We start from the raw sequence: 25,847 nt of genomic DNA, 5'->3' as shown, positions 1-25,847 counted from the left end.
TCGATGCAAAGGGTGTGAAGCGATCAGTCTTCTAAGACGACGCCGGCTTCGGTGTTGTGGATGAAGTCGTCGGGGACCGGCGGACCCCAGAGATAGAGCGAGTCTTCCGGCGCGAAATCGCCTGCGGGCCACGCTTCGCCTGCGGACACGAAGTCGATATCGGCGGAGTACTCGCAGAAGGAGCCCCACGGGTCCTGCACGTAATGGAAGTAGTTCGAGCCCAGAACGTGCCTGCCTGTACCCCAGCCTCTCGTGAAGCCGGCAGCGGCCATTTGCGACGCGCCCTGACCGACGAGGTTCACGTTATCGACATCCCACGCCGCGTGATGCCAGCCGCGCGCGCGGCTCTTGGCGAACGCGACGAGATGATGGTCGCTGCCGTGCGGTGCATGGGTGAACGCGATGATGTCGAGTGACTTGTCCGACAGGCGCAGACCGAGCGCCTTGCCGTAGAAATCGAGCGCGCCGAGGACGTCCGGTGAAAACAGCAGCACATGAGAGAGGCGTCGCGGGCGCACGGTCTTCGCTTCCGAGCGCATATGCGCGCCGCGCTCGTCCGCATGGCTCGATGCGACGACGCACGGTGCCTTCTCGAACGGCGTCGTCTTGGGGCCGATTTTCACCTGGATCAGATTGCCGTCGGGGTCGCGGAACCAGAAGCCTTCTTCGGGCGATGCAAGCACGTCGGCGCCTGTCGCCTTCACCTGTTCGAGGATCGCTGCGAAATCCGCTTCGAAGCAGTTGAAGCTCAAATACGCGAGCGACTTTGTCGATGCGGGAATGATGCGCGCCCAGCGATGTCCATCGGCTGCGCGCAACTCGAGTTCGTCGGCGGTCGATGTCACATCGAGACCGAACGCGCTGAAGAAACGCTCGGCATCGGCAAGCGAGGGAACGTTGAGCGCAAAGTGATCGATCGAGTGAACACTCGCACATGCGGATGCTACGGTTGGGTCGCTCATGACCGCGTCTCCATGTTCGATAAGCGCCGGCTCTGCGGCCGGCTTCGCGGATAAGGAATTAGCGCGCGGCTTCGTCGGCGATGACATTGCGCAGCGTGCCGATCTTTTCCACCGACACTTCGCAAACGTCGCCCGCTTTCATCAGGAGGCGCGGCGTGCGCGCCCAGCCGATGCCCGAGGGCGTGCCGGTCACGATCACGTCGCCGGGTTCGAGCGTGATGGCTTCGCTGATCACGCTGATGAGCGTCGCGACATCGAAGACCATGTCGTCGGTGCTGGCCGATTGCACCACCTCGCCGTTCACGCGCGTCTCCAGCAGCAGGCCCTTCGCGCCTTCGGGCAGCTCGTCGGCGGTCACGAGATCGGGACCGAACGCGCCCGTGCCGTCGAAGTTCTTGCCGACGGTCCATTGCGGTGTCTTGAACTGATACTCGCGCACCGAGCCGTCGTTGAAGAGCGCATAGCCCGCGACGTGCGAGAGCGCGGCTTCCTTCGAGATGTGACGGCCGCCCGTGGCCAGCACGACGGCGACTTCGCCTTCGTAATCGAGCCCTTCGGAATCGGTCACGGACGGACGAATCATCGGCTGCTCGTGCGCGACGAGACTCGTGTTGACGCGCAGGAACAGCGTCGGGTAATCGGGTTGCTCGTACTTGCTTTCCTTCGTGTGGTCGGCGTAGTTCAGACCCACGCAAACGATCTTCGGCGGCTTTTGCAGCGGCGGAAGGTACTTCAGGCCGGCTGCAGGGATCTTGTCCTCCGTCGCGTTGTTCTTTGCATATTCATCGAGCCGGACGCCGCGTGCGAGCAGCGATTCCAGCGGCTCGTCGCCGATGACGCGCACGTAATCGCCTTCGCGCACGCCGAGGGTTGCACGGCCATTCTTTTCGAAACTGACGAATCTCATTTCTGCCTCCTGTAGACCCGCGGACGAAGCGCCTCGGGTGTGCTGAATCTCGTATTGACGAATTTGTCAGTTCCAATTTTATGCAAAATGACAAACTCGTCAATATGAATCAGATCAGGACAAACCCGCACAGTGCATGCGCTGCTAAAATCAAACCGGATCAACGGGATAGCCAATGGAAGCGACAGAATCGAGCGAAAATCACCGGACGCGCGTGGGTGCGTTGCGACGCGAAAAGACGCGCATTCGTTTGATCGAAAGCGCGCTGGCGGTGTTTGCGGAGAAGGGCGCGGACGCTCCGACCATCGACGATTTCATCGCTGCGGCGGGCGTCGCGCGGGGGACGTTCTACAACTACTTCCGCACGACGGCGGAACTGCTGTCGGCGGTGGCGGGCGAAAGTAGCGACGAAGTGCTCGCCGTCATCGATCCGCTCGTGCGCGCGATCGACGATCCGGCGCAGCGCGTGGTGGTGGGTTCGCGCCTTTACATGAGCATGGCGGCGCGCTATCCGCTGTGGGGCGCGTTCATCACGCGAGTGGGGACGAAACGGGGATCGCGAGGCCGTCTGCTCGACGAGTACCTCATGCGGGATCTGCAGATGGCCCTGGATGCCGGCCGGTTCGACGTCGCCGATGTGGTCGTCGCACGCGATATCGCGCTCGGCTCGATCATGTACGGCATCGAAACGCTTTTATCCGGCGACGCGCCCGTCGACTACGCCGAGCAATCGATGTACGCGCTCATGCGCGCCTTCGGCATCGGAGCGAAGGAAGCCCGAAAACTCGCCTACGCGCCGATCACCGATCCTTCCGCGCCACGCGGCGCCATCTTCGAGCGAGTCGATGCATCGGCGATCGAACATGGCGCCGCGCGTCGTGACGCGGCTGGTTAGGGCCAGGAGAAGGCACTCCTGGGCGCACGCGTTTGGCTAACTGTCGCGCGCGCCCTCCGCGCGATCGCTGTAAAGCGGAACGGTCTTCCCGCTGGCGATGCTGTTGCCGACGGCCTGAAGGTCGAGCGAAGGCGCTTTCGCGAGCAGCACGTAAGCGAGCCGGTTCGTACGCCACGTGACCGTCTTCATGTCCCCGACCTGACCGGAGCGCACCGGCGCGTCGCTCTCGTTTTCCTCGATCACGCACAAGGCGACAGGATCGCCGCGCTCCGGCAGATACACCATCTGGATGAGCGGGCGGTCGTGGTAATTCAGGCGCTGCACGCGCTTGAACTTGAGGCCGACCTGGCGCAGATCCGGAACATCGACCGGCATGCCATCGCGCTGGTGGATATCGGCCAGGACCTGCTCCGTGCTGGCCTTGTCTTCCCGCAGATTGGAGACCGTGTCGCGCCCGTAGAGCACCTGATAGTCCGCTACGCTCTGCACCCACGGATCGGCGCCGCGATTCAACGGGTTGTAGCCGCCGAGATAACCGGTGAGCACGCCCGAGCAGACCGCACCCGCGACGAAGGCCGCGGCCGCCCACTGCATCGAAAAGCGGCGCGTGCCGCGCGGCGCCTTGCGCTCTTGCGGCGTGCTGACGCTCACGAGTTCCTCGATGCGGCGCGTGAGGCTTTCCGGCACGGGCGGCACCGTTTGCCGGTCGTAGGCGGCGCGATACGGCAGGACCGACGCCTGCAGCGCCGCTGCGCGCGCCGCCAGCTCGTCGGAGTGCGCGATCGCCGCTTCGATTTCCGCGCGCTGTTCCGGCGAAAGCTCGCCGTCGACGTACGACATCAGCAGCGAATCATCGACATTCATCATAAGGATTCTCCTTTTCTGGTTGCCGCCGGAGCCTGCACGCTGAATTTCTGGCCGATCGTAAGCCGCGCGCGCGACAGCCGGCTCATGATCGTGCCGATCGGCACGTCGAGCACCTCGGCCGCCTCGCGATAGCTCAGGCCTTCGATCGCCACCAGCACCATCACGACCCGCTGCGCTTCGGGCAGCGTCTCCACCGCGTCGATCACCTGGCGATGCAGCAAATCGAGCTCCGGATTACGCGCCGAAGGATCGGCGAACGATTCGATCTCTTCGTCCTGCCAGTCCATGCTGCCGCGGCTGCGAATCGAACGTGCGCGCAATTCGTTCATCCACGTCGAATGCACGATCGAGAACAGCCAGCTCAGCGTCGACGTCCCCGGCTGCAACTGGCTGCGCCGCTCCAGCGCCCGCACGCAGGCGCGCTGCACCAGATCCTCGGCGTCGTGCTGATTCTGCGTGAGCCGCAGCGCGAACCGCCATAACCGAGGCAACAGCGTCGGCAGGACGGTCGGCAGGTCGTCGTCGTTCATCGGGGCAGCTCCTGTGATGGGCGCGCTCATGATTGACAACACTCCAGAAGCCGATCTATTCCGAAAATTTTTCGATTTTTTTTGCGGAATAAGCGGGCGGGGGCGGCTGTTTTCGGGTCACGGATCGCGCAACGGCGCGCACTCGAACCACCGATTAGGAGACAGATCATGGAGACCCTCCTCGACCGCGCCCGGCAGGCAGGCATGGCGGTCATGCTGGACGCGTGCATCGGACGCGAACGTTTTCATAGCATAGCCGGTTCGACGGCAACCCTCGCACGATTTGCACAGCTTTGCGAAGCGCCGGCGGTGAGTCGTAACACGCTTGAAAGCTGGGCTGCGCTGTGCGAACGCGGCGACGCGACAGCCGTGGCGGCGGCGATCCGCCGCGCGCTCGGCGAATGAATTTCGATGTGAATTCGGGTTGATGCGCGGCGTTTCGAACGCGCCGAAGCATCGTTATGAATTAGGTATCCGAATCAATGCGGTGCGTTTATAGGCCGCAAACCAAGCTTCGCGATCCAATGGCGACGCGAATTTTGCCTGTGCCGCAAGGCGCATTTTTCTCTGGAGACTGACATGGCTGTGGATATGTTTCTCAAGCTGGGCGATATCAAGGGTGAATCTCTGGCGGTGGGTCACACCGAAGAGATCGAGGTGCTGAGCTGGTCCTGGGGCTGCTCGCAGATGGGCACCACGCACACCGGCACGGGCGGCGGCACCGGAACCGCGTCGGTGCAGGACCTCACGATCAGCAAGTACGTCGATAAAAGCTCGCCCACGATCGTGCAGTCGTGCTGCCAGGGCGTGCACATGCCCGAAGCCGTGCTCACGCTGCGCAAGGCGGGCGGCAACGAGCCGGTCGAGTATCTGAAGATCACGCTCAAGGAAGTGCTCATCAGCAGCCATTCGGTGGGCTCGGGCGGCGGCGATCAGATTGCCGAGAGCGTCACGCTCAACTTCGCGCAATTCAACATGGAGTATCAGCCGCAGGACAACACCGGCGCGAAGAAGGGCGGCGTGGTGACGGGCAAGTGGAACATCCCGAAGAACAAGTCGGAATGAACCGCCGGTTCACACACTAACCCACGCCTCTTACGGACTTCACCATGAATCGCGCAGATATCGCAGCCTGGCTCACCGACCTTTCGCCGGATGTTCCGTGCGGCGAGGACGAAGAGTACAGCGCCGATTTCCGGTCTCTGGAAGAGGCGCTCGCCGGCAAGCCCGACGTCCAGTACGGCGGCACCGTGATCGCCGCCACGCCGCCCGACTGGACGCTCGCCCACTCGCTCTCGATGACCTTGCTCGAACGCACGCGCGATCTGCGCGTGGCAGTGCATTACACGCGTTCGGGCACGGTCCGCGAGGGTTTCGTCGGACTGGCGCGCGGCCTTGCGCTGATCGAAGGGCTGCTCGATCGGCACTGGGGCGGCGTGCATCCGCAACTCGATGCCAGCGACGACGACGATCCGACCGCGCGGGTCAACGCGCTCTCGGCGCTCGTCGACGACGCGGGACTCGTGGGCGAGCTGCGCGACGTGCCCTTCGTCGCGCCGCGCGGCCAGCGCGGTTTCGCACTGCGCGAGCTCGATGTGATGGCAGGCGAAGCGCCGCTTTCCGAAGGCGACGAGATGCCGACGCTCGCGGCCATCGATGCGGCGTTCGCGCAGTCGGGCATCGACGCGGCGCGGGCGATGTGCGCGGCGCTCTCGTCGGCGCGGGCGTCGCTCGAAAAGATCGAGAGCACGCTGACCGCTCGCGTGGGGCCGGCGCGCGCGCTCGATTTCGGTCCGCTTTCGCGGCCGCTCGGGCGCATCGGGGACTTCGTGGCGGCGCGGGTCGAGGTGCTGGATCCGGATACGGGGGGAAGGGCGATGGAGACCAGCAGCAGTGAAGAGGGCGCGGGTTCCGGTCCGGCGGCGCATCACGCCGTCGCGGCCGGGCCCGCAGCGCCCCGGCGCATCGCGAGCGCGAAAGACGTGAGCGACGCGCTCGACGCGATCTGCGCGTACTACGCACAGTGCGAGCCGTCGAGCCCGTTGCCGGTGCTGTTGCAACGCGCGCGCAGGCTCGTCGGCAAGAGTTTCATCGAGATCATCGAGGACGTCGCGCCGGACGGCGCGCATCAATTCAGGCATCTGGGCGGCGTCGTCTGACGAGTCCCGGAAACAAGCAAAGCAAAGGAGCAGACATCGTGGCAAAGGAAAGCAGTCAGAAATTCATCGCGCGCAATCGCGCGCCGCGTGTGCAGATCGAATACGACGTCGAAATCTACGGCTCGGAGAAGAAGATCAATCTGCCCTTCGTGATGGGCGTGCTCGCGGATCTCGCGGGACAGCCCGCCGAGCCGCTCGCACCCGCCGCCGAACGGAAGTTCCTCGAAATCGACGTGGACAACTTCGACGAACGTCTCAAGTCGATGAAGCCGCGCGTCGCGGTGCAGGTGCCGAACACGCTGACGGGCGACGGCAACGTCGCGGTCGATCTGACCTTCGAGAGCATGGACGACTTCACGCCCGCCGCGATCGCACGCAAGGTCGAGCCGCTGCGGCAACTGCTGGAAGCGCGCACGCAACTGGCGAACCTCCTGACCTACATGGACGGCAAGACCGGCGCCGAAGCGCTGATCGCGCGCCTGCTCGAAGAGCCCGCGTTGATGAAGGCGCTCGCCACCCAGACTCGTCAGAACGACGACGCCGACCAACCCATCACCGGAGCATGACGCGATGAACGATCTCAGCATCCAGCAACAGGCAAGCCCCGCCGTATTGGACGCGGCGCCCGAACTCGACGACTTCTCCACGCTGCTGCAAAAGGAGTTCAAACCGAAGTCCGAGCGCGCCCGCGACGCCGTTGAGAACGCGGTGCGCACGCTCGCCGAGCAAGCATTGCGCGACACCGGCGTGATTTCCGGCGATGTCCTCGCGACAATCGAAGCGCTGATCGCGCAGATCGATCAGACGCTCACCGGGCAGATCAACCTGATCCTGCACAGCGAGCCGTTTCAGAAGGTCGAGAGCGCATGGCGCGGTCTGCACTACCTCGTGAACAACACGGAGACCGACGAGTCGCTCAAGATCCGCGTGCTGAACATCTCCAAGGCGGAACTGCACAAGACGCTGAAGAAATATCGCGGCGTCGCGTGGGATCAAAGCCCGCTCTTCAAGAAGCTCTACGAGGAAGAGTACGGCCAGTTCGGCGGCGAGCCCTACGGCGCGCTGGTCGCTGACTACTACTTCGACCACAGCGGCCCGGATGTGGACCTGCTCACGCAGATCGCGAAGATCGCGGCGGCGGCGCATGCGCCGTTCATCGCGGGCGCGGACCCGGCGGCGCTTCTGATGGAGTCGTGGCAGGAGCTCGCCAATCCGCGCGATCTGACCAAGATCTTCCAGACGCCCGAGCACGCCGCGTGGCGCTCGCTGCGCGATTCCGAGGACTCGCGCTACATCGGCCTCGCGATGCCGCGCTTTCTCGCGCGCGCGCCCTACGGCGCGAAGTCCGATCCGGTCGAGGCGTTCGACTTCGAGGAAGACACCGCGGGCGCGAACAGCAGCAAGTACGCGTGGGCGAACGCATCGTATGCGATGGCGGCGAACATCACGCGCTCGTTCAAGACCTCCGGCTGGTGCTCGCGGATTCGCGGCGTCGAGTCGGGCGGCGCGGTCGAAGGTCTGCCGGTGCACGCGTTTCCGACCGACGACGGCGGCGTCGACATGAAGTGCCCGACCGAGATCGCGATCAGCGACCGGCGCGAGGCCGAGCTCGCCAAAAACGGCTTCATGCCGCTCGTGCACAAAAAGAACTCGGACTTCGCGGCATTCATCGGCGCGCAATCGCTGCACAAGCCCGCCGAATACGAAGACCCGGATGCCACCGCCAACGCGAATCTCGCCGCGCGCCTGCCGTATCTGTTCGCGTGCTGCCGCTTCGCGCACTACCTGAAGTGCATCGTGCGCGACAAGCTCGGCTCGTTCAAGGAACGCGACGACATGGAGCGCTGGCTGCAGAACTGGATCCTTCAATACGTCGATGGCGATCCCGCGCATTCTTCCGAAGACACCAAGGCGCGCAAGCCGCTCGCCGACGCGCAGGTCATCGTCGAGGAAGTGGCGGGCAATCCGGGCTACTACACGTCGAAGTTCTTCCTGCGTCCGCACTACCAGCTCGAAGGTCTGACGGTGTCGTTGCGGCTCGTGTCGAAACTGCCGACGGCCAAGGCCGCCTGAGCCGCGTCACGTCCGCCCATTGCCCGCAAAAGGAGCCGCTCATGTCCGAACCTTCCGCCCGCGACCGGCTGCAGCCGTCGTTGCTCGACCGCCTGACCGATTTCGAACCGCACGCGCGTCACGAATCCCGCGAGCGTCGCGTGATCTCGGCGCGTGCGCTGCGCGACAGCGTGCAGCGCGATATCGGCTGGCTTCTCAACGCGAGCGGTCTCGGCGAGCGCTCGCTCGCACAGGACGCGGCGAATCTGCCGCATGTCGCGACGTCGGTGCTCAACTACGGCCTGCCGGATCTCGCGGGCCGCGACGTCGCCGCGCTCGCGGCAGGCGCGCTGGAGCGCATCATCCGCGACGCGCTGTGGGCTTTCGAGCCGCGGCTCGCGCGGGAATCGGTGCGCGTGACGGCGATCGACGAAGTGAAGGGCGCAGCAGCAACAAAAAGCGCGCGAGGCGGCCACGTGATCCGCTTCGAGATCGAGGCGGACATGTGGTCGCAGCCGTATCCCGAGCGGCTTTTCCTGCGCACGGAACTGGATCTCGAAGCGGGCGAAGTGCGCGTTTGCGATGCATCGGCCGGGGAGCAGCAGACATGAATCCCGCGTTCCTCAGGTACTACAGCCAGGAGCTTCAGCACGTCCGCGAGATGGGCGGGGAATTCGCCGCCGCGTTTCCGAAGATCGCCGGACGGCTCGCGCTCGATGGCGTCGAATGCGCGGACCCGTATGTCGAGCGGCTGCTGGAAGGCTTCAGCTTTCTCGCCGCCCGCGTGCAGATGAAGCTCGACGCCGAGTTCCCGCGCTTCACGCAGCATCTGCTGGAACTGGCGTATCCGCACTATCTCGCGCCGACGCCGTCGATGACGGTCGTCCAGTTGCAGGCCGATCACGCGAACCCGCAACTCGCGGCGAGCGCCGATGGCATCGTCGTGCCGCGTCATACGGCGCTCCGCGGCATGCTCGACAAGTCCGCGTCGACGCGCTGCGAATATCGCACCGCGCACGCGGTCACGCTGTGGCCCGTCGAGATCGCGCAGGCGAAGTTCTTCACGCATGCGGGCTCGCTGAACGCGTCGGCGCCGGCGCTGCCCGCGGGCGTCAAGGCGGGCTTGCGGCTGCGCTTGCGCGCGACCGGTTCGCTCGGCTTCGAGCGTCTCTCGCTCGACCGTCTCGCGCTGTATCTGCGCGGCCCGGATGGCCTGCCGGCGAAGCTGCACGAGCGCCTGCTCGCGCATTGCGTCGGCGTTGCGGTGATGCAGCCGGGCAATGGCGCGAGCGCCGCGACCACGCTTGCCGTGCTACCCCGGACGGCGCTGCGACCGCTCGGCTTCGCCGAAGACGAGGCGCTCTTGCCGGTCGGCCGGCAATCGTTCGACGGCTATCGTCTGCTACAGGAATATTTCGCCTTCGCGCCGCGCTTCATGTTCGTCGAACTGGCCGGCTTGCGCGACGCACTGCGTCATTGCCGCGGGCGGGAAGCGGAGATCGTGATCCTGCTCGATCAGGCGGATGCATCGCTCGAACGCGGCGTCGATGCTGCGAACTTCGCGCTCGACTGCACGCCCGCCATCAACCTGTTTCGCCGCCGCACCGACCGCGTCGCGCTGTCGGACACGGCGTTCGAATATCACGTCGTGGTCGATCGCACGCGTCCGATGGATTACGAAATCCATCAGATCGACGAAGTCACCGGCTACGGCGCGGGCGCGGATGCGCAGAAGCAGTATCGGCCGTTCCACTGCGCGAACGATCTCGACATGCCGGGCGAGGGCGGCGCGTTTTATCAACTGCGGCGCGAGCCACGGCGCGCGTCGGCGCGGCAGCAGCAGAACGGTGCGCGCAGCAGCTACCTCGGCAGCGAAGCCTTCATCGCGCTGGTCGATGCGGCGGGCGCGCCCGACAGCGGCGACGTGCGCCAGCTCGGCATCGGCGCGTGGTGCACGAATCGCGATCTGCCGCTCTCGATGCCGGTGGGCGCGGGCTCGACCGACTTCACGCTCGATGCCGAAGCGCCCGTCACCGCCGTGCGCTGCGTCGCCGGCCCGAGCCGGCCGCTGCCTTCGTTCGCAGAAGGGCCGGCGGCGTGGCGGCTGCTCGATCATCTTTCGCTCAACTACGCGTCGCTCGTCGATACCAACGAGCAGGAAGGTGCCCGCGCGCTGCGCGAACTGCTCGCGCTCTACTGCCCCGCCGACGATGCCGCCGCGCACCGGCAGGTCGAAGGTCTGCGTTCGGTGTCGTGCGCGCCGGTCGTGCGCCGTTTGCCTTCGCCGGGTCCGATCGTCTACGGACGCGGCCTCGCGATCACGCTGCACTTCGACGACGCTGCGTTCGAGGGCGCGAGCGCATTTCTGCTCGGCGCGGTGCTCGCGCAGTTCTTCGCGCAATACGTGTCGATCAATTCGTTCACCGAGACCCAGGTCGCGACGCTCGCGCGTGGTCCGGTCATGCAGTGGCCCGCGAGGATCGGACGATGCGCGACGCTCTGACCATCGACGGCATGCTCGCCCGCGACGCCCGCCGCTTCGACTTCTTTCAGGCGCTGCGGCTGATCGAGCAGGCGCATGGGGAGCGTCCGCGCCTCGGCCGCTCGCTGTCCGTGCGCGACGACGCCGTGCGGCTTTCGCAAGACCCGGAACTGATCTTTCACCCGACGACGCTCGGCGACTACGTGCCGGGCGAGGACGGCAAGCCCGGCCGGCTCGCGGTGAATTTTCTCGGCCTGCTCGGCCCGAACGGCCCGCTGCCGACGCACCTCACCGCCTACGTGCGCGAGCGCGCCCGCAACGCGAACGATCCGACGCTCGCGCGTTTTCTCGATGTGTTCCATCACCGGATGCTGTCGCTGTTCTATCGCGCGTGGGCGGATGCGCAGCCGGTCGTGAGCGCCGACCGTCCGCGCGACGATCGCTTCGCGGGCTACGTCGGCAGCCTGTTCGGCCTCGGCGCGCCCGCACTCGCCGATCGCGACGCCGTGCCCGATTCCGCCAAGCGTCACTTCGCAGGCGTGCTCGCCGCGCCGACGCGCCACGCCGACGGGCTGCGGCTGATACTCGCGCGCTTTTTCGGCGTGAACGTATCGATCGAGCCGTGGCGCGGCCACTGGATCGCGCTGCCGGAAGATGCGCGCACGCGTCTGTCCGGCGCGCGGCTCGGCGTATCGACGGTCGTCGGCACGCGGGTCTGGGATTGCCAGCACAAGTTTCGCATCGTGATCGGACCGCTCGGCTATGTCGATTTCATGCGTTTTCTGCCGGGCGGCGCGAGCCTCGCGAAGCTCGCCGACTGGGTCCGCAACTACGTGCGCGATCCGCTCGACTGGGATGTGGCGCTGCATCTGAAGCGCGAGGAAGTGCCGCCGCTGCGTCTGCAAGGCAATTCGACGAAAGGCGCGCGCCTCGGCTGGAACACCTGGCTCACGAGCGGCGCGCCGGTCCATGACAACCATCGGGTCGTGATCGCCGGGCAGGCGCAAGCGAACCACAAGCAAGCCCCACGCAAGGAGACTTCTCATGACTGAAATCAGCCGCATGGCCCTGTTCGGCAAGCTCGATCCGCTTGCCTATCGTGCGATCGAAAACGGCGCGGCGTTCTGCAAGCTGCGTGGCAATCCGTATGTCGAACTGGCGCACTGGGTGCATCAGATTCTGCTCGCGGCGGATTCGGATCTGCGTCGTCTCGTGCGGCATTTCGAACTGGACGAGACCGCGCTCGAACGCGATCTGACCGCCGCGCTCGATCGCCTGCCGCGCGGCGCGACAGCCGTGTCCGATATCTCCGCGCAAGTCGATGAAGCCGTCGAGCGCGGCTGGGTCTTCGGCTCGCTGATGTTCAACGCCTCAAAGGTGCGCAGCGGTCATCTCGTGATCGGCATGTTGCGCACGCCGAACCTGCGCAATGCGCTCTACGCGCTGTCGCGCCAGTTCGAGAAGATCAGCTTCGACGCGCTGTCCGCGCGTTTCGATGCGCTGCTCGACGGCTCGCCGGAAGCGCAGGCTGCGCCCGCCACGGAACCGGCCGCGCCGCTCGCGCAGAACGACGCGCTCGCCCGCTACACCGTCGATCTGACCGCCGAGGCGCGCGAGGGCAAGCTCGATCCGATCGTCGGACGCGATACGGAGATTCGCCAGGTCATCGACATTCTCATGCGGCGGCGGCAGAACAACCCGATCCTGACGGGCGAGGCGGGCGTCGGCAAGACGGCGGTGGTGGAAGGCTTCGCGCAGCGCGTCGTCGCGGGAGACGTGCCGCCCGCGTTGCGCGATGCCGTCGTGCGCACGCTCGATGTCGGTCTGCTGCAGGCGGGCGCGAGCGTGAAGGGCGAGTTCGAGAGCCGGCTGAAGCAGGTGATCGACGCGGTGCAGGCGTCGGACAAGCCGGTGATTCTTTTCATCGACGAGGCGCACACGCTCGTCGGCGCGGGCGGCGCGGCGGGCACCGGCGACGCCGCCAACCTGCTCAAGCCCGCGCTCGCACGCGGCACGCTGCGCACGATCGCGGCGACGACCTGGGTCGAATACAAGAAGCACATCGAGAAGGACCCGGCGCTCACGCGGCGGTTCCAGGTGGTCAAGGTGCCGGAGCCGACGGAAGCGGGCGCGATCGCGATGATGCGCGGCCTCGTGCAGAAGATGGAGCGGCATCACGGCGTGCAGGTGCTCGACGAGGCGCTGGAGGCGGCGGTGAAGCTCTCGCATCGCTTCATTCCGGCGCGCCAGTTGCCCGACAAGGCCGTGAGCCTGCTCGACACCGCCTGCGCGCGCGTCGCGGTGAGCCAGCAGGCGCTGCCGCCCGCCATCGACGATGCGAAGCGGCGCATCGAGACGTGGACGACGGAAAGCGAGATCGTCGCGCGCGAGGCGGCGCTCGGCATCGATACGCGGGAACGCGCCGCCGACGTCGCCGCGCGGCTCGACACCGAACGTTCGCGTCTCGCCGATCTCACCGCGCGCTGGGAGGCGGAGCGCGCGCTCGTCGGGCGCATTCTCGCGGCGCGGCGGGCGATCGAGGCGGGCGGCGAGTCCGTCGCACTCGCGGACCTTAAAGCGCTGACCGACGAACTCGCCCAACGCCAGGGCGAAACGCCGCTGATCCTGCCGGGCGTCGATGCGCACGCGGTCGCATCGGTGGTGCAGGACTGGACCGGCATCCCGGTCGGCCGCATGGTGCGCGACGAAGCCGCCAGCGTGCTCGATCTGGCCGCGACGCTGAACCGCCGCATCGTCGGACAGGATCACGCGATGCACATGATCGCGCGCCGCGTGCAGACCGCGCGCGCCGGTCTCGACGATCCCTGCAAGCCGGTCGGCGTGTTCATGCTGGCGGGCACATCGGGCGTCGGCAAGACCGAAACCGCGCTCGCGCTCGCCGAGGCGCTGTATGGCGGCGAGGACAACGTCGTCACCGTGAACATGAGCGAGTACCAGGAGGCGCACACCGTGTCGCTGTTGAAGGGTGCGCCGCCGGGATATGTCGGCTATGGCGAAGGCGGCGTGCTCACCGAAGCGGTGCGGCGGCGTCCCTATAGCGTCGTGCTGCTCGACGAGTTCGAGAAGGCGCACCCGGACGTGCACAAGGTCTTCTTCCAGGTCTTCGACAAGGGCCGCATGGAAGACGGCGAGGGGCGCGAGATCGATTTCAGCAACACGCTGATCCTGCTCACGACCAATGTCGGCACCGAGCTCATCACGCATCTGTGCGGCGGCGGGCGTGAAGCGCCGTCGCCAGAGGACATCGCACGGGCGCTGCGCGAGCCGCTGCTCGAAGCCTTTCCGCCAGCGCTGCTCGGGCGCGTCGCGGTGATCCCGTATTACCCGCTCGACGAAGCGATGCTCGATGCGGTGATCCGTCTCCAGCTCGGGCGCATCGGGCGGCGCATCGGCGAGCGGCAGCGCGTCCACTTCGCCTGGGACGACGCGGTGGTCGCGCAGATCGCGCGGCGCTGCACGGAACTCGCGAGCGGCGGCCGCATGATCGACGCGATTCTCACCAACACCGTTCTGCCGCGCGTGAGCACGGAATTCCTGAGCCGTCTCGTCGATGGCCGCAGCGTGGCGAAAGTCGAAGTCGGCGTATGCGACGGCGAGTTCACCTATTCGTTCGATTGAGGAGCCGGTCATGCCACAACAAGTCGTCATGGGCGCGACGCTGCAATGCTCGTTCGGCATGACGCCGTCCGCGCTCGTCGTGTTGCCCGTCAATCGCGTGCGCTGCGAAGGGTCGATTTCCGCGAACATCATGGATCACGAGCCGCTCGTGAACATCATGCCGTTCGGCATGTGCACCTCGCAGGCGAATCCCGAAGTCGCCGCGGCCACCGCCGCCGCGCTCGGCACGCCGACGCCGATGCCCTGCGTGCCCGCGACCGTGTCGCCCTGGGTGCCAGGCGCGGTCACGGTGCTGCTTGGCAATCAGCCGTCGCTCGACAACATCTCCAAATGCCTCTGCAACTGGGGCGGCGTGGTGACGATCGTCGATCCGGCCACGTGCGAAACGCAGATTCCCTGAACGACGAGGCCACCGATGATGCTCACCGATAACGATCGCATGGCGCAGGTGACCTGCGCGCTCGGCACGAACGCGCTCGTGCTCTATCGCATGCGCGGACGCGAGGAACTGGGACGTCTCGCGCAATGGGATCTCGAACTGCTCGCCGACCGCTCGAATCTCGACATCGCGAAGATGCTCGGCAGTGATTTCTCGCTGTCGCTGGCGATTCCGTCGGGCGGCACGCGCGAGTACAACGGCATCGTCACGGCGTTCGAGCTGGCGCGGCCCGCGAGCACGCAGCCGAATCGTCCGGCGCTGTATCGCGCGACGGTGCGCCCGCGCCTGTGGCTGCTCACGCGAGCATCGCATTGCCGCTTCTTTCACCGGATGACCGTGCCCGCGATCATCGGCCGCGTGCTCGCGGACTATCACATCGACTTCGAGAACAAGTGCTCGGCGAGCTATCCGAGCCTCGAACATTGCGCGCAGTATCGCGAGACGGATTTCGATTTCGTGAGCCGGCTCGCCGAGCGCGAAGGCATTTACTACTACGTCGAGCATCGCGGCGGCAAGCATCGACTGATTCTCACGGATTCGTCGCAGGTGCATGGCGCGACGCCGCATTGCAATGCGCTGCCTTTTCGCGCGCAGACCGCCGCGCCGCACGAGCACGAGTGGGTCTATGCATGGTCCACGGGCGGCGAAGTGGCGACAGGCATCGTCGAGATCAACGACTACGACTTCGAGAAGCCGTCGCAATCGGCGCAGCAAGGTCTCGTCGCACGTGCGCATCGCGTGAAGCGCTTCGATGAGCCCGTCTACGCGATGCAGGAGCACGCGCCCGGCTACACGCGCCACGAAGACGCCGAGCGTCTCGCACGCGCGCGCGTCGAGGCGCATCAGGCGGGCAATGTCTGCGTGAACGCGCGCACCACCGCGCGCGCCATCTGGCCTGGCGGCATCGTGCATCTGAGCGATCATCCGCTCGCGCAGCACAACGGCGAGTATCTCGTCGTTTCGGCCGAATATGAAATCAATTCGGATGACTATATTTCCACTTTCGATGCGCGCGACCGTCCGCCCGTGTTCGATTGCGCCTTCACGGCGTTGCCGCGCGACGCCGGTTTTCGCGCCGCGCGCAGCACGCCGCGCGCGTGCGTCGCGGGACCGCAGACGGCGGTCGTCGTCGGGCCGAAGGGCGAAGAGATTCATACCGACAAATACGGCCGCATCAAGGTGCAGTTTCATTGGGAGCAACTCGAACCGGAGGCGTCGCGCGAGTCGCTGCAGCGCTGCTGGGTGCGCGTCGCGCAACCCTGGGCCGGCAAGGGCTACGGCGCGTTCTTCCTGCCGCGCATCGGACAGGAAGTGCTGGTGCATTTCATCGAAGGCGATCCGGATCAGCCGCTCGTGATCGGCAGCGTCTACAACGCCGCGCAGACGACACCTTACGAACTGCCCGCGAAAATGGCCCGCACCACGCTCAAGAGCAATTCGACGAAAGGCGGCAACGGCTTCAACGAAATGCGCTTCGACGATACGAAGGATGCCGAGCAACTGTTCTTTCACGCCGAGCGCGATATGGAAACCTGGGTGAAGCACGACGCGCTCACGCGCATCGGCCACGAGCGCCATGTAATCGTCGAGCAGGACGATTACGCGCGCTGCGGCGGAAATCGCAGCGACGAGGTGCAGGGCGCCCAGCGCACGCGGGTCGGCGGCAAATTTTCTCTCGATATCGGCGGCGATACGCATCACAAAAGCGGGGCGAATATTTCGGTGGGGGCGGGTGTTAACGTCGATGTGAAGGGCGGGGCCAACGTCACCATCGAGGCCGGCGTGACGCTCACGCTCAAGGCGGGCGGCAACACCATCGTGCTCGGACCATCCGGCATCGCGATCAGCGCGGCCGGGCCGGTGTCGATCGACGGCGTGGTCGTGCAGATCAACTGCGGCGGTGGAGGCGGTGGGGCGGGCGCGGCGAACGCGTCGCCCGATGCGCCCGCCGCGCCCCGTCAGGCCGACGACGGTTCCAGATGAACGATCGCAAAGGAGACTCCATGTATCTCACGCTCACGGTGGAGAGCTATCAGGGCAGCGCGCCCGAGGCGCCGCTCGCGTGCCGCTTCGGCGCGGCGGGCGGCACCATCGGACGCGGCCCCGGCAACGTGCTGATGTTGCCGGATGCGGCGAAGACCGTGTCGCGTGTACATGCTCGGATCGACTGGAGCGAGGACGGCTGGCGGCTCGTCGATCTCGGCAGCAATCCGAGCCGGGTCAACGGCCGGCCGCTCGCGGGCGGCCAGCCCGCGCCGCTCGCCGATGGCGACGTGCTGGAAATCGGCGGCTACCGGCTCGGCGTGCGCACGATGGCGCGCGCACCCGCTGCGGCTTTCGACGCGCCGCTCGGCGTGCACGACCGTCGCGGCTTCGATCCGCTGGACGCGGCGAGCGTGCACGAAGCGGGCACGGCGCAGGCATTCGCGCACGATCCGCTTGCCTGCGCGGCGGTGCTGGCGGATGCGCCGCTGCCGGGCCCGCGCTTCGATCCGCTCGGCGGTGAAGAGGAAATGCCTCATCGGCTCGACGGCCACGCGGCGTTCGCCGGATCGCAGAGCGATCACGTGCCGCCCGAGCAGGTCGCCTACGTGCCGCCCGTGCGCTCGATCACACATGCGCCGGCGGGCGGCATTCCGCACGACTACGATCCGCTCGGCGACATCGCGCTTGCGCCTTGCACGAGCGCCCCGGAGTTGCCGATCCACACGACGGTCGCGGCGAACGACGCCATCGCCGAATCGGCCTACGCGGCGCTGCTCGACGGCATGGGCGTCGATGCCGCCGCGCTCGGCACACGCGATGCCGCCGAGGTCGCGCGGCTCGCGGGCGCGATGCTGCGCACGGCGGTGCGAGGCGTGGTGGACGTGCTGCTGTCGCGCTCGGTGATGAAGCGCGAAATCAGCCTCGACACGACGATGCTGGTCCAGCGCGACAACAACCCGCTCAAGTTCTTTCCCGACGGCGACGGTGCGCTCGGGCAGATGCTGCGTGGCGCGAGCGCCGGCTATCTGCCCGCGCAGACCGCGCTCGAAAGCGCCTTCGACGATATCCGCCGTCACGAACTCGCGGTTCTCGCGGGCACGCGGGCGGCGATGCAGCATCTGCTCGGCCGCTTCGATCCGCAGGCGATCGCCGCTGCCGACACGCGGCGCGGCTGGCTCGACTGGCTGCCCGCGTGCCGCAAGGCGCGTCAGTGGGAGCGTCTGGTGGCGCTGCATGCCGAACTGACGCGCGCGAGCGCCGACGACCTCCAGGCGCTATCCGGCAGCGCTTTCAACGACGCATACGAGCGGCAGGCGAACGGTTTCGCCGAGACGAAGCCGCTGGCTCCTTCCATCCTTCATTGAATCAAAGCGCGAGGCGACGATGTCCAGGAACAACAAGGTGATCTGGTCCGAAGGCATGCTGCTTCAGCCGCAGCATCTGCAGCAGCACGACCGCTATGTGCGCGCGCAGATCGACGCGCGCTGCGCCGCCTTGCGGCCTTATGCGTTCGGCTTTTCGGAACTGGAGATCGATGTCGAGCAACTGAAGCTCGGCCGCATCGCGCTGAACGCGTGCGCGGGCGTGCTGCCCGATGGCAGTCCGTTCCGCCTTCCCGCCGACGACGAACTCCCGCTGCCGCTCGCCGTGCCCGAGGACGCGCGCGATCTGACGATCGTGCTCGCGCTGCCCGTCGCGCGTCATGGCGCGCCCGAGGCCGCGTATGCGGCGCACGCCGCTCACGATGGTTTCGCGCGCCACCGCATCGCGGAAACGGAAGTGCTCGACAGCAACGAGGGCGCGACCGGCGCCGCACTCGTGCAGGTCGGCAAGCTGCAACTGCGCCTCGCGTTCGAAGAGGACGTGGCGCATGCGCATACGTCGCTCGGGATCGCGCGCATCGTCGAGCGTCGCGCGGACAACAGCATCGTGCTCGATGCCGCCTACGCGCCGCCGTGCCTCGACTATCGCGTGTCGCGCCGGCTGTGCGGATTCGTCGACGAACTCACGGGCCTCATGCACCAGCGCGCCGATGCGCTCGCCGCGCGTCTCGCCCAGCCCGCCGCGACCGGCGCTGCGGAGATCGCCGACTTTCTGCTGCTGCAAGTGCTCAACCGGGCCGAGCCGTTGTTCGCGGGGATTGCGTCGACGACCGGTCTGCATCCGCACGACCTGCATCAGCACGCGTTGCAACTGGCGGGCGAGCTTGCCACTTTCAGCCAGTCGGGCAAGCGTCCGGGCGCGTTCCCGGGTTATCGCCACGAACGGCTCGACGAGACCTTCACGCCGATCGTCAATGCGCTGCGCGCCGCGCTCGCCGCCGTGATGGACCCGCATGCCGTGCCGATCGCGCTGGAAGAGCGCAAGTACGGCCTGCGCGTGGCGATCGTGCCGGACCGCGAGCTGTTCCGCTCGGCGAGCTTCGTGCTCGCGGTGAAGGCCGATCTTGCGCCCGCCGCGCTGCTCAACGGCTTTCCGCAGCAGGCCAAGCTCGGGCCGGTCGAGCGCATCCGCGATCTCGTCAATCTGCAATTGCCGGGCATCGCGCTGCGTGCGCTGCCGGTCGCGCCGCGCCAGTTGCCGTTCCATGCGGGCTTCACCTATTTCGAGCTGGAACGCGGCGGCGATCTGTGGCGGCAATTCGCGACTTCGGCGGGCGTGGCGCTGCACGTCGCGGGGGATTTTCCCGGCATCGAGTTCGAGTTCTGGGCGATCCGCCCGTGAATCCCCCGCTTCATTCGACGAAGGAACGCATCGTGAATGCACCCGCCTTGCCGCAAGCCGGCTTCGACCCGGACGACACCATTCTGATTCCGCAACCGGGCGGACGCCTGGCGGAACGCGCGCGCATGGACGAAACACCGCGCGCACCGGCGCTGCCCGCCGCGAGCGGCCTGAACCCGCTCGTGCGCGCGGCGAATCCGCTCATCGAACTGGCGTTGCCGCTGCGTCAGCGGGCCTCGATGACCGATATCGAAGCGCTGCGAAGCGAACTCGTGCGCATGGTGCGCGCCTTCGAAGAGGAGGCCCGCGCCAGCCGCATCGATACCGAAAAGCTCGCGGCTGCGCGCTATTGCCTGTGCACCTGCATCGACGAGGCGATCTCCGGCACGCCGTGGGGCAGCGGCGTCTGGGCGAGCCGCAGCCTGCTCGTGACGTTTCACAACGAGGCGTCGGGCGGCGAGCGCTTCTTTCTGATCCTGCAGCGGCTCGCGCAGGACCCGGCGCGCAACATCGACGTGCTGGAGCTTCTGTACGTGATCCTGTCGCTCGGTTTCGAAGGACGCTATCGCCTGATCGACGGCGGACGCAGCCAACTCGACTCCGTACGCGAGCGGCTCGAACGCATCATCCGCGACCAGCGCGGCGCGTTCGAGACCGAGCTGTCGGTGCACTGGCGGCCCGCCGAGCGCGCGCGCCGGCCGCTTGGCCAGCGCATGCCGCCGTGGGTCTGCGCCGCACTCGCGGGCGTCGTGGTGGTGGCGACGCACATCGCGCTCGCGATGAGCCTGAATCGCACGTCCGACCCGGTGTTCGAAGCGCTCGATCGCATTCGCGTGAGCGAACGGCCCGCAGCGCCCGCGAGCGTGATCGCGCCCGCCGCGATGCCCGCCGCCGCCGCGAATCTCGCGGCCTTCCTCGCGCCCGAGATTCGCGAAGGCCTGGTTTCGGTGCGCGAGGCGGCAGACCGCTCGATCGTCACGATCAACGGCGACAACCTGTTCGCCTCCGGCAGCGCGACGCTCGATCCCGCCTACGACACGCTGATCGGACGCATCGCGCAGGCGCTCGCGGGCGTGCCCGGCAGGGTCGTCGTGACCGGCCATACCGACGATCAGCGGCTCGTGTCCGCGCGCTTCCCGTCGAACTGGCATCTGTCGCAGGCCCGCGCCGATAGCGTGCGCGCGATGCTCGCGTCGCTCACCGGCACGAGCGCGCGCTTTTCGGCCGAAGGGCGCGGCGACGCGGAGCCGCTCGCGTCGAACGACACGCCAGCAGGCCGCGCAAAAAACCGCCGCGTGGAGATCACGTTGCTTGCGCCGGGCGCGTCGTCGTGACGCGTCCGGGACACAGATCAGCATGGAGACATCGATGAAAAAGATCGCAGGAACGCTCAGGACGCCGCAATGGCTCACGCTCGCGGGCGTGCTCGCGTTGCTCGTCGTCGTGTGGTTCGAAGGGCCGCTGTTCGCGTTCAACGGCCACGCGCCGCTCGAAACGCCGCGCAGCCGCTGGATCGCGATGGCCGCGCTCGTCGGCGTGTGGGGGCTCGTCTGGGGCGCGCGCCTCGTCGCCGCGCGGCTCGTCAATCTGCGTTTCATGACCAGCATGGCGGGGCGGGGACAGGCGGCAGCGGCCGGCAGCGCGGAGCTTGCGGTGCTGCGCGAGCGCTTCGAGCAGGCGCTCGCGATCCTGCGGCAGGCGCGCATGAAAGGCGTCAACGGCCGTCAATGGGTCTATCAGTTGCCGTGGTACATGTTCATCGGCGCGCCGGGCACCGGCAAGAGCACCGCGCTCGCGCATTCCGGCCTGCGCTTTCCGCTGCGCGAGAAGCTGGGCGAGGACGCGATCGGCGGTGTCGGCGGCACGCGTCACTGCGACTGGTGGTTCACTGACGACGCCGTGCTCGTCGATACGGCAGGCCGCTTCACGACGCAGGACAGCGACGCTCAGGCCGACGAATCCGCGTGGACGGGCTTCCTGCAACTGCTGCGCAAGTATCGGCCGCGGCGGCCGCTGAACGGTGTCATCGTCACGCTGTCGGCGGCGGATCTCGTGCGCGAGGACGACGCCGCCCGCGATGCGCACATCCGCACGATCCGCAGCCGTCTCACGGAGTTGAGCGAGCGGCTCGGCGTGCGCTTTCCGGTGTATGTCGTCGTGACGAAGTGCGACCTGCTCGCGGGCTTCACCGAGTTCTTCGACGATCTCGGCGAAGCGGAGCGCAACCAGGTCTGGGGCATCACCTTCGCACTCGACGAATCGCCGGGGGCGAGCGCGGCGCTCGGCGCATTCCCCGCCGAATTCGATGCGCTCGGCACGCGGCTGCAGACGCGCGTGCTGCATCGCATGCAGCGTGAGACGGACGTCGCGCGGCGCGCACGCATCTACGGCTTCGCGCAGCAGTTCGCGGGGCTGCAGCCGGCGCTCGGCCGTTTTCTCGACGGCGCGTTTCGCGGCACGCGCTTCGAGGCGTCGCCGCTTCTGCGCGGGGTCTATTTCACGAGCGGCACGCAGCACGGCCGGCCGATCGACCGCGCGATCAGCAGCATCGCGCAATCGCTCGGCTTGCGTCGCGATGCCGCGTATAACCGCGATGCGTCGGGGCGCGCGTATTTCATCAACCGGATGCTCAAGGACGTGGTGATCGCGGAAGCCGGGCTCGTGGGCGCGAACGCCCGCTTCGAGCGCTGCAGCGCGTGGCTGCGGCGCGGCGCGCTCGCGCTGGTCGGCGTGACGCTCGCGCTTGCGCTCGGGTGCATGGCCGTGAGCTATCAGCGCAATCGCGCCTATGTCGCGGAGTTCGAGCGCGAGACGCAGCATGTCGGGCAACTGGCGCGCGAGGCGAACGCGGCCGCCGATCCGCTCGCCGTGCTGCCGCTCCTGGACGCGGCGCGCGCGCTGCCCGCCGGCTATGCGGACGCCGGCAAGCCGGTGCCGTGGCTCACGCGGCTCTGGCTCTATCAGGGCGACAAGCTCGGTCAGGAGGCGCGCGTGACGTACCGGCGACTGCTCGATCAGACGCTGCTGCCGCTCGCGGTCGGCAAACTGACGCAGGAATTGCACGATGGCGCAACGGGCAACGCTTCGGCATCCGAAGCGAATCGATACGAAGCGCTGCGCGCCTATCTGATGCTCGGCGACGCGCGCCATTTCGACGCCGCCGCGCTGCGCGCGCATCTGGTTCCGGCGCTCGCGGGCGACGCGAATCCCGCGCAGCGCAGCGCGCTCGATGCGCATCTCGCCGCGCTGTTCGACAAGACGCACTTCGATCCGTCGCTTCCGCTCGACGACGCACTCATCAAGGCGGCGCGCGCGCGCCTGGCGGAGCTGCCGCTGTCGCAGCGTGTCGGCAACCGCGTGGACGGCGAGCTGGCGCAGGGCAACATCGCCGCGTTCAGCGTGAGCGCCGCGGCCGGACCCAACGCGCCGCTGCTGCTGCGGCGCGCGAGCGGCGCGCCGCTTACGGCCGGCGTCGCGGGCGCGTACACCCGCGCCGGCTACGCGCAATACACGCGCTTGCGCGACGCCGCGCTCGCCAATGTCGAGAAGGACGCCTGGGTGCTCGGCCACGACGACGTCGCGCTCACGCCCGACGGCATCGCCGCGTTGCGCGCCGCACTCGACGAGCGTTACTTCGACGCGTATATCCACGCATGGGACGCACTGCTCGACGATGTGACCGCTGCGCCCGTCACCGGTCTCGCCGATGGCGCGCGTGTCGCGAACGAGCTTTCCGCGCCCGACTCGCCGCTCAGGAAGTTCATCGTCGCGGCGGCGCGCGAGACGACGCTCGGCGCGAATTCGCCGACGCGCGTCGACGATCACTTCCAGCCGCTGCATCAGCTCGCGGGCAAGCCGGGCGACGCCACGGCGCTCGATCGCGCGCTCGCGCCGCTCAAGGACGCCGCCGTCTATCTCGATGCCGCCGACGCCGCGCGCAGAATGGGCCAGCCCGCGCCCGCCGGCGATGCGCTCGGCAAGCTGCGGCTCGCGAGCCAGACGAGCCCGGCGCCGCTCACGCCAGTCGCCGCATCGATCGCCACGGCGGGCACGGCGCTCCTCGAAGGCGGCGAGCGCGCCCGGCTGGATGCGCAGTGGAACGCGAACGCCGGCCCGCTGTGCCGCCGCGCGCTCGATGGCCGCTATCCTTTCGTGCGCGCCTCGACCCGCGACGTCGCCGCCGACGACTTCGGCAAGCTGTTCGCGCCGGGCGGCCTCATCGACGATTTCTTCCAGAAGAATCTCGCCGCGCTGGTCGATACGAGCGGGCCGCTCTGGCAATGGCGCGCGGGCACGCCGCCGGCGGGCATGCCGCGCGACGCCCTCGCGCAATTCCAGCGCGCCGCGCAGATCCGCGATGCGTTCTTCCACGACGGCAGCCGCGACATGTCGATCCGCTTTCGCGTGAAGGCGCTTTCGTTCGATCCGGCGCTGACGCAACTCAATCTCGACATCGACGGGCAGCAGCTTGCGCTCAGACAGGACGGCCTTCAGTCGATGCTGTTGCAGTGGCCGAGCGGCAAGAACACGGGCCGCGCGAGCGCGCAGTTCGATCCGGCTTCGGCGACGCAAGCCGCGCCGCTCGACGCGAGCGGTCCGTGGGCGCTTCTGCATCTGATCGACGCGGGCAGGCTCGACGCCACTGCGCAGCCGGACCGCTACAAGCTCACGCTCGATTCCGCCGGACGCAAGGCCGTGCTGGAGCTAGACGCAACGAGCGTCGTCAATCCGTTCCGGCGCACGCCGCTCGAACAGTTTCGCTGTCCGGAGCATCTGTGATGGCATCGCCGGGTGTCGCTGGATGCTTCGGCAAGCTGCGCGGCAACGGCGACTTCGTGACGCGGCGTCTGCCGCAAAGCTTTGTCGGTCCCTGGGATGCGATGTTGCAGGCGGGCCTGCTCGCGGGCCGCGCGGCGCGCGGGCGTGGATGGCTCGATGCATATCTGACCGCGCCGCTGTGGTGCTTCGCGCTCGGCGGCGGCGTGCTGGGTGCGGACGGCTGGGCGGGCGTGCTGATGCCGAGCGTCGATAGCGCGGGCCGGCATTTTCCGTTGACGATCGCCGCGCCCGTCGAAGCGGGCGCGTGGTCTATCTGGCGTCCGGATGCGCACGCGTGGTTTGCGCGTTGCGGCGCGCTCGCGCTCGCGACGCTCGACAAGGGCGCAAGTCTCGCGGATTTCGATGCCGGATTGCTGGCGCTATCGCCTGGATATGACGCGAACGAGGTTTCGACGCCGTTACATGCGGGAGGCTGGGGAACGAGCGTCTGGTGGCACGCGCAAAATGCGCGCACGAGCGCAGGTCTGCCCGATGCCGCGTTCGTCGCGGCGCTCTTCGATGACCGCGCCGGTTAGCAACCGTCGAAGCAGGCGATGACCGCCGTGATGTTGTCCTTGCCGCCCGCGTCGAGCGCGAGCGCGATCAGTTGCTCGCAGGCGTCGTCGATGGTTTGCGGCGTCATCGTCGCGAGGACCGTTTCGATCTCGCCATGCGGCACTTCGCCGTGCAGCCCGTCGCTGCACAGCAGATAGCGGTCGCCGGGCAGCCACGCGTGGGCTTCGACGACGGGCGCGATCGACGGCAGCGGCCCGAGCGCCTGCAGCAGCACGTTGCGCGGCGGCAGATGTTCGATGACGCCGCGCTCCAGCGCCTGCTGATAGAGCGTCTGGTCGCGCGACAGTTGCGTGAGCGCGCCGTCGCGATAGCGATAGAGGCGGCTGTCGCCGATGTGCAACGAGATCAGCCGCGCCGAGCCGGACGGCTGCCAGATGCCGGTCAGCGTGGTGCCCATCGAGCGGTGCGCGAGATGCTCGCGCAGGTTCATCGCGTGAAGTGTCGCGTTGGCGTGGTCGAGCGCGTCGGCGGCAGCGCGCATCGCACATGCGGAGGCATCGTGCACGGTGGCGTCGGGATCGTCGGTGTGCACGATGCCGGCGTGAGCGCGACAGGTCGTATCCGCAGCGAGCCGCGTGGCGATGCAGTCGAGCGCGGTCGCGCTGGCGCGCGCGCCGAACGCATGGCCGCCCATGCCGTCCGCGACCGCGACGAGGTTCAGCGCCGGATCGATCAGAAAGCGGTCCTGGTTCTCGCGGCGCACGCGGCCGGGGTCGGTGAGGCCGGCCGCCGTGCATGCGGCAAGGCGGACTGGCGCGCGGCGGATGAGCGTGTCGGGATTCATCGGTCGTGCTCCTTGGGATGCGTGTCG

22 protein-coding genes are annotated in these 25,847 nt (G+C 67.5%); 17 read left to right on the top strand and 5 right to left on the bottom strand.

The annotated features are described in order from the left end of the window. Positions 1-23 precede the first annotated feature (23 nt). Together QCE73_RS16670 and QCE73_RS16665 are read right to left on the bottom strand one after the other, a co-directional pair. On the bottom strand, positions 24-962 hold the full coding sequence (locus QCE73_RS16670; protein WP_309882420.1) for a VOC family protein: 939 nt from the start codon (positions 960-962) through the stop codon (positions 24-26). Positions 963-1,020: 58 nt separating this feature from the next. Next, the gene (locus tag QCE73_RS16665; RefSeq protein WP_309882418.1) at positions 1,021-1,869 is read right to left on the bottom strand and encodes a fumarylacetoacetate hydrolase family protein; all 849 of its coding nucleotides are present in this window, start codon (positions 1,867-1,869) and stop codon (positions 1,021-1,023) included. 175 nt (positions 1,870-2,044) lie between these two features. Between QCE73_RS16665 and QCE73_RS16660 the strand changes: the two genes are divergently transcribed. Continuing rightward, positions 2,045-2,764 carry a TetR family transcriptional regulator gene (locus tag QCE73_RS16660; protein WP_309882417.1) on the top strand — a complete coding sequence of 240 codons (720 nt, stop codon included), beginning with the start codon at positions 2,045-2,047 and terminating at the stop codon, positions 2,762-2,764. A 36-nt stretch (positions 2,765-2,800) separates the two neighbouring features. On the opposite strand, the gene QCE73_RS16655 is transcribed toward QCE73_RS16660, so the two are convergent. Both QCE73_RS16655 and QCE73_RS16650 read right to left on the bottom strand, forming a co-directional pair. Further along, a complete protein-coding gene (locus QCE73_RS16655; protein ID WP_309882415.1) occupies positions 2,801-3,631 on the bottom strand; it encodes a zf-HC2 domain-containing protein in 831 nt (276 codons plus the stop codon). Next, entirely contained in the window at positions 3,628-4,161 is a 534-nt protein-coding gene (locus QCE73_RS16650) for an RNA polymerase sigma factor (protein ID WP_035498970.1), read from the bottom strand. The genes QCE73_RS16655 and QCE73_RS16650 overlap by 4 nt, the downstream gene beginning before the upstream one ends. Before the next feature lie 168 nt (positions 4,162-4,329). On the opposite strand from QCE73_RS16650, the gene QCE73_RS16645 reads away from it, so the two are divergent. The 16 genes from QCE73_RS16645 (at position 4,330) to tagF (ending at position 24,996) form a co-directional block, all read left to right on the top strand. Continuing rightward, on the top strand, positions 4,330-4,566 hold the full coding sequence (locus QCE73_RS16645; protein ID WP_035498969.1) for a hypothetical protein: 237 nt from the start codon (positions 4,330-4,332) through the stop codon (positions 4,564-4,566). A gap of 174 nt (positions 4,567-4,740) precedes the next feature. After that, positions 4,741-5,226 carry a type VI secretion system tube protein Hcp gene (locus tag QCE73_RS16640; protein WP_035498968.1) on the top strand — a complete coding sequence of 162 codons (486 nt, stop codon included), beginning with the start codon at positions 4,741-4,743 and terminating at the stop codon, positions 5,224-5,226. Positions 5,227-5,270: 44 nt separating this feature from the next. Beyond that, entirely contained in the window at positions 5,271-6,320 is a 1,050-nt protein-coding gene (gene tssA / locus QCE73_RS16635) for a type VI secretion system protein TssA (RefSeq protein ID WP_309882410.1), read from the top strand. A 38-nt stretch (positions 6,321-6,358) separates the two neighbouring features. Continuing rightward, positions 6,359-6,886, top strand: coding sequence for a type VI secretion system contractile sheath small subunit (gene tssB / locus QCE73_RS16630; RefSeq protein ID WP_309882408.1), 528 nt, complete (start codon positions 6,359-6,361; stop codon positions 6,884-6,886). Between the two features lie 4 nt (positions 6,887-6,890). Beyond that, the gene (gene tssC / locus QCE73_RS16625; RefSeq protein ID WP_309882406.1) at positions 6,891-8,393 is read left to right on the top strand and encodes a type VI secretion system contractile sheath large subunit; all 1,503 of its coding nucleotides are present in this window, start codon (positions 6,891-6,893) and stop codon (positions 8,391-8,393) included. Positions 8,394-8,434: 41 nt separating this feature from the next. Next, on the top strand, positions 8,435-8,983 hold the full coding sequence (gene tssE / locus QCE73_RS16620; RefSeq protein ID WP_309882404.1) for a type VI secretion system baseplate subunit TssE: 549 nt from the start codon (positions 8,435-8,437) through the stop codon (positions 8,981-8,983). After that, entirely contained in the window at positions 8,980-10,875 is a 1,896-nt protein-coding gene (gene tssF / locus QCE73_RS16615) for a type VI secretion system baseplate subunit TssF (protein ID WP_309882402.1), read from the top strand. The genes tssE and tssF overlap by 4 nt, the downstream gene beginning before the upstream one ends. After that, positions 10,860-11,906: a type VI secretion system baseplate subunit TssG gene (gene tssG / locus QCE73_RS16610; RefSeq protein ID WP_309882400.1), complete on the top strand. Its 1,047-nt coding sequence runs from the start codon at positions 10,860-10,862 to the stop codon at positions 11,904-11,906. The genes tssF and tssG overlap by 16 nt, the downstream gene beginning before the upstream one ends. Then, entirely contained in the window at positions 11,899-14,493 is a 2,595-nt protein-coding gene (gene tssH / locus QCE73_RS16605) for a type VI secretion system ATPase TssH (protein ID WP_309882398.1), read from the top strand. Before tssG ends, tssH begins: the two co-directional genes overlap by 8 nt. Before the next feature lie 10 nt (positions 14,494-14,503). After that, positions 14,504-14,893 carry a DUF4280 domain-containing protein gene (locus QCE73_RS16600; protein ID WP_309882396.1) on the top strand — a complete coding sequence of 130 codons (390 nt, stop codon included), beginning with the start codon at positions 14,504-14,506 and terminating at the stop codon, positions 14,891-14,893. A 15-nt stretch (positions 14,894-14,908) separates the two neighbouring features. After that, positions 14,909-16,915, top strand: a complete 2,007-nt coding sequence (locus tag QCE73_RS16595; protein ID WP_309882394.1) for a type VI secretion system tip protein TssI/VgrG — start codon at positions 14,909-14,911, stop codon at positions 16,913-16,915. A gap of 20 nt (positions 16,916-16,935) precedes the next feature. Next, a complete protein-coding gene (tagH, locus tag QCE73_RS16590) occupies positions 16,936-18,282 on the top strand; it encodes a type VI secretion system-associated FHA domain protein TagH (protein ID WP_309882392.1) in 1,347 nt (448 codons plus the stop codon). Between the two features lie 19 nt (positions 18,283-18,301). Further along, the gene (tssK, locus tag QCE73_RS16585; RefSeq protein ID WP_309882391.1) at positions 18,302-19,642 is read left to right on the top strand and encodes a type VI secretion system baseplate subunit TssK; all 1,341 of its coding nucleotides are present in this window, start codon (positions 18,302-18,304) and stop codon (positions 19,640-19,642) included. Positions 19,643-19,674: 32 nt separating this feature from the next. Further along, the gene (locus tag QCE73_RS16580) at positions 19,675-20,976 is read left to right on the top strand and encodes a DotU family type VI secretion system protein (protein WP_309882389.1); all 1,302 of its coding nucleotides are present in this window, start codon (positions 19,675-19,677) and stop codon (positions 20,974-20,976) included. 34 nt (positions 20,977-21,010) lie between these two features. Continuing rightward, complete coding sequence (tssM, locus tag QCE73_RS16575; RefSeq protein WP_309882387.1) at positions 21,011-24,421, top strand: type VI secretion system membrane subunit TssM; 3,411 nt, start codon at positions 21,011-21,013, stop codon at positions 24,419-24,421. Next, entirely contained in the window at positions 24,421-24,996 is a 576-nt protein-coding gene (tagF, locus tag QCE73_RS16570) for a type VI secretion system-associated protein TagF (protein ID WP_309882386.1), read from the top strand. Before tssM ends, tagF begins: the two co-directional genes overlap by 1 nt. On the opposite strand, the gene QCE73_RS16565 is transcribed toward tagF, so the two are convergent. Beyond that, positions 24,993-25,820, bottom strand: coding sequence for a protein phosphatase 2C domain-containing protein (locus tag QCE73_RS16565; RefSeq protein ID WP_309882385.1), 828 nt, complete (start codon positions 25,818-25,820; stop codon positions 24,993-24,995). The two genes, tagF and QCE73_RS16565, sit on opposite strands and share 4 nt — an antisense overlap. Positions 25,821-25,847 lie beyond the last annotated feature (27 nt).

It is taken from the genome of Caballeronia sp. LZ029, from assembly GCF_031451275.1.
GTDB lineage: Bacteria > Pseudomonadota > Gammaproteobacteria > Burkholderiales > Burkholderiaceae > Caballeronia > Caballeronia jiangsuensis.
The sequence above is the reverse complement of the archived record's forward strand: the minus strand, read 5'-3'. Positions and strand labels throughout refer to the sequence as shown.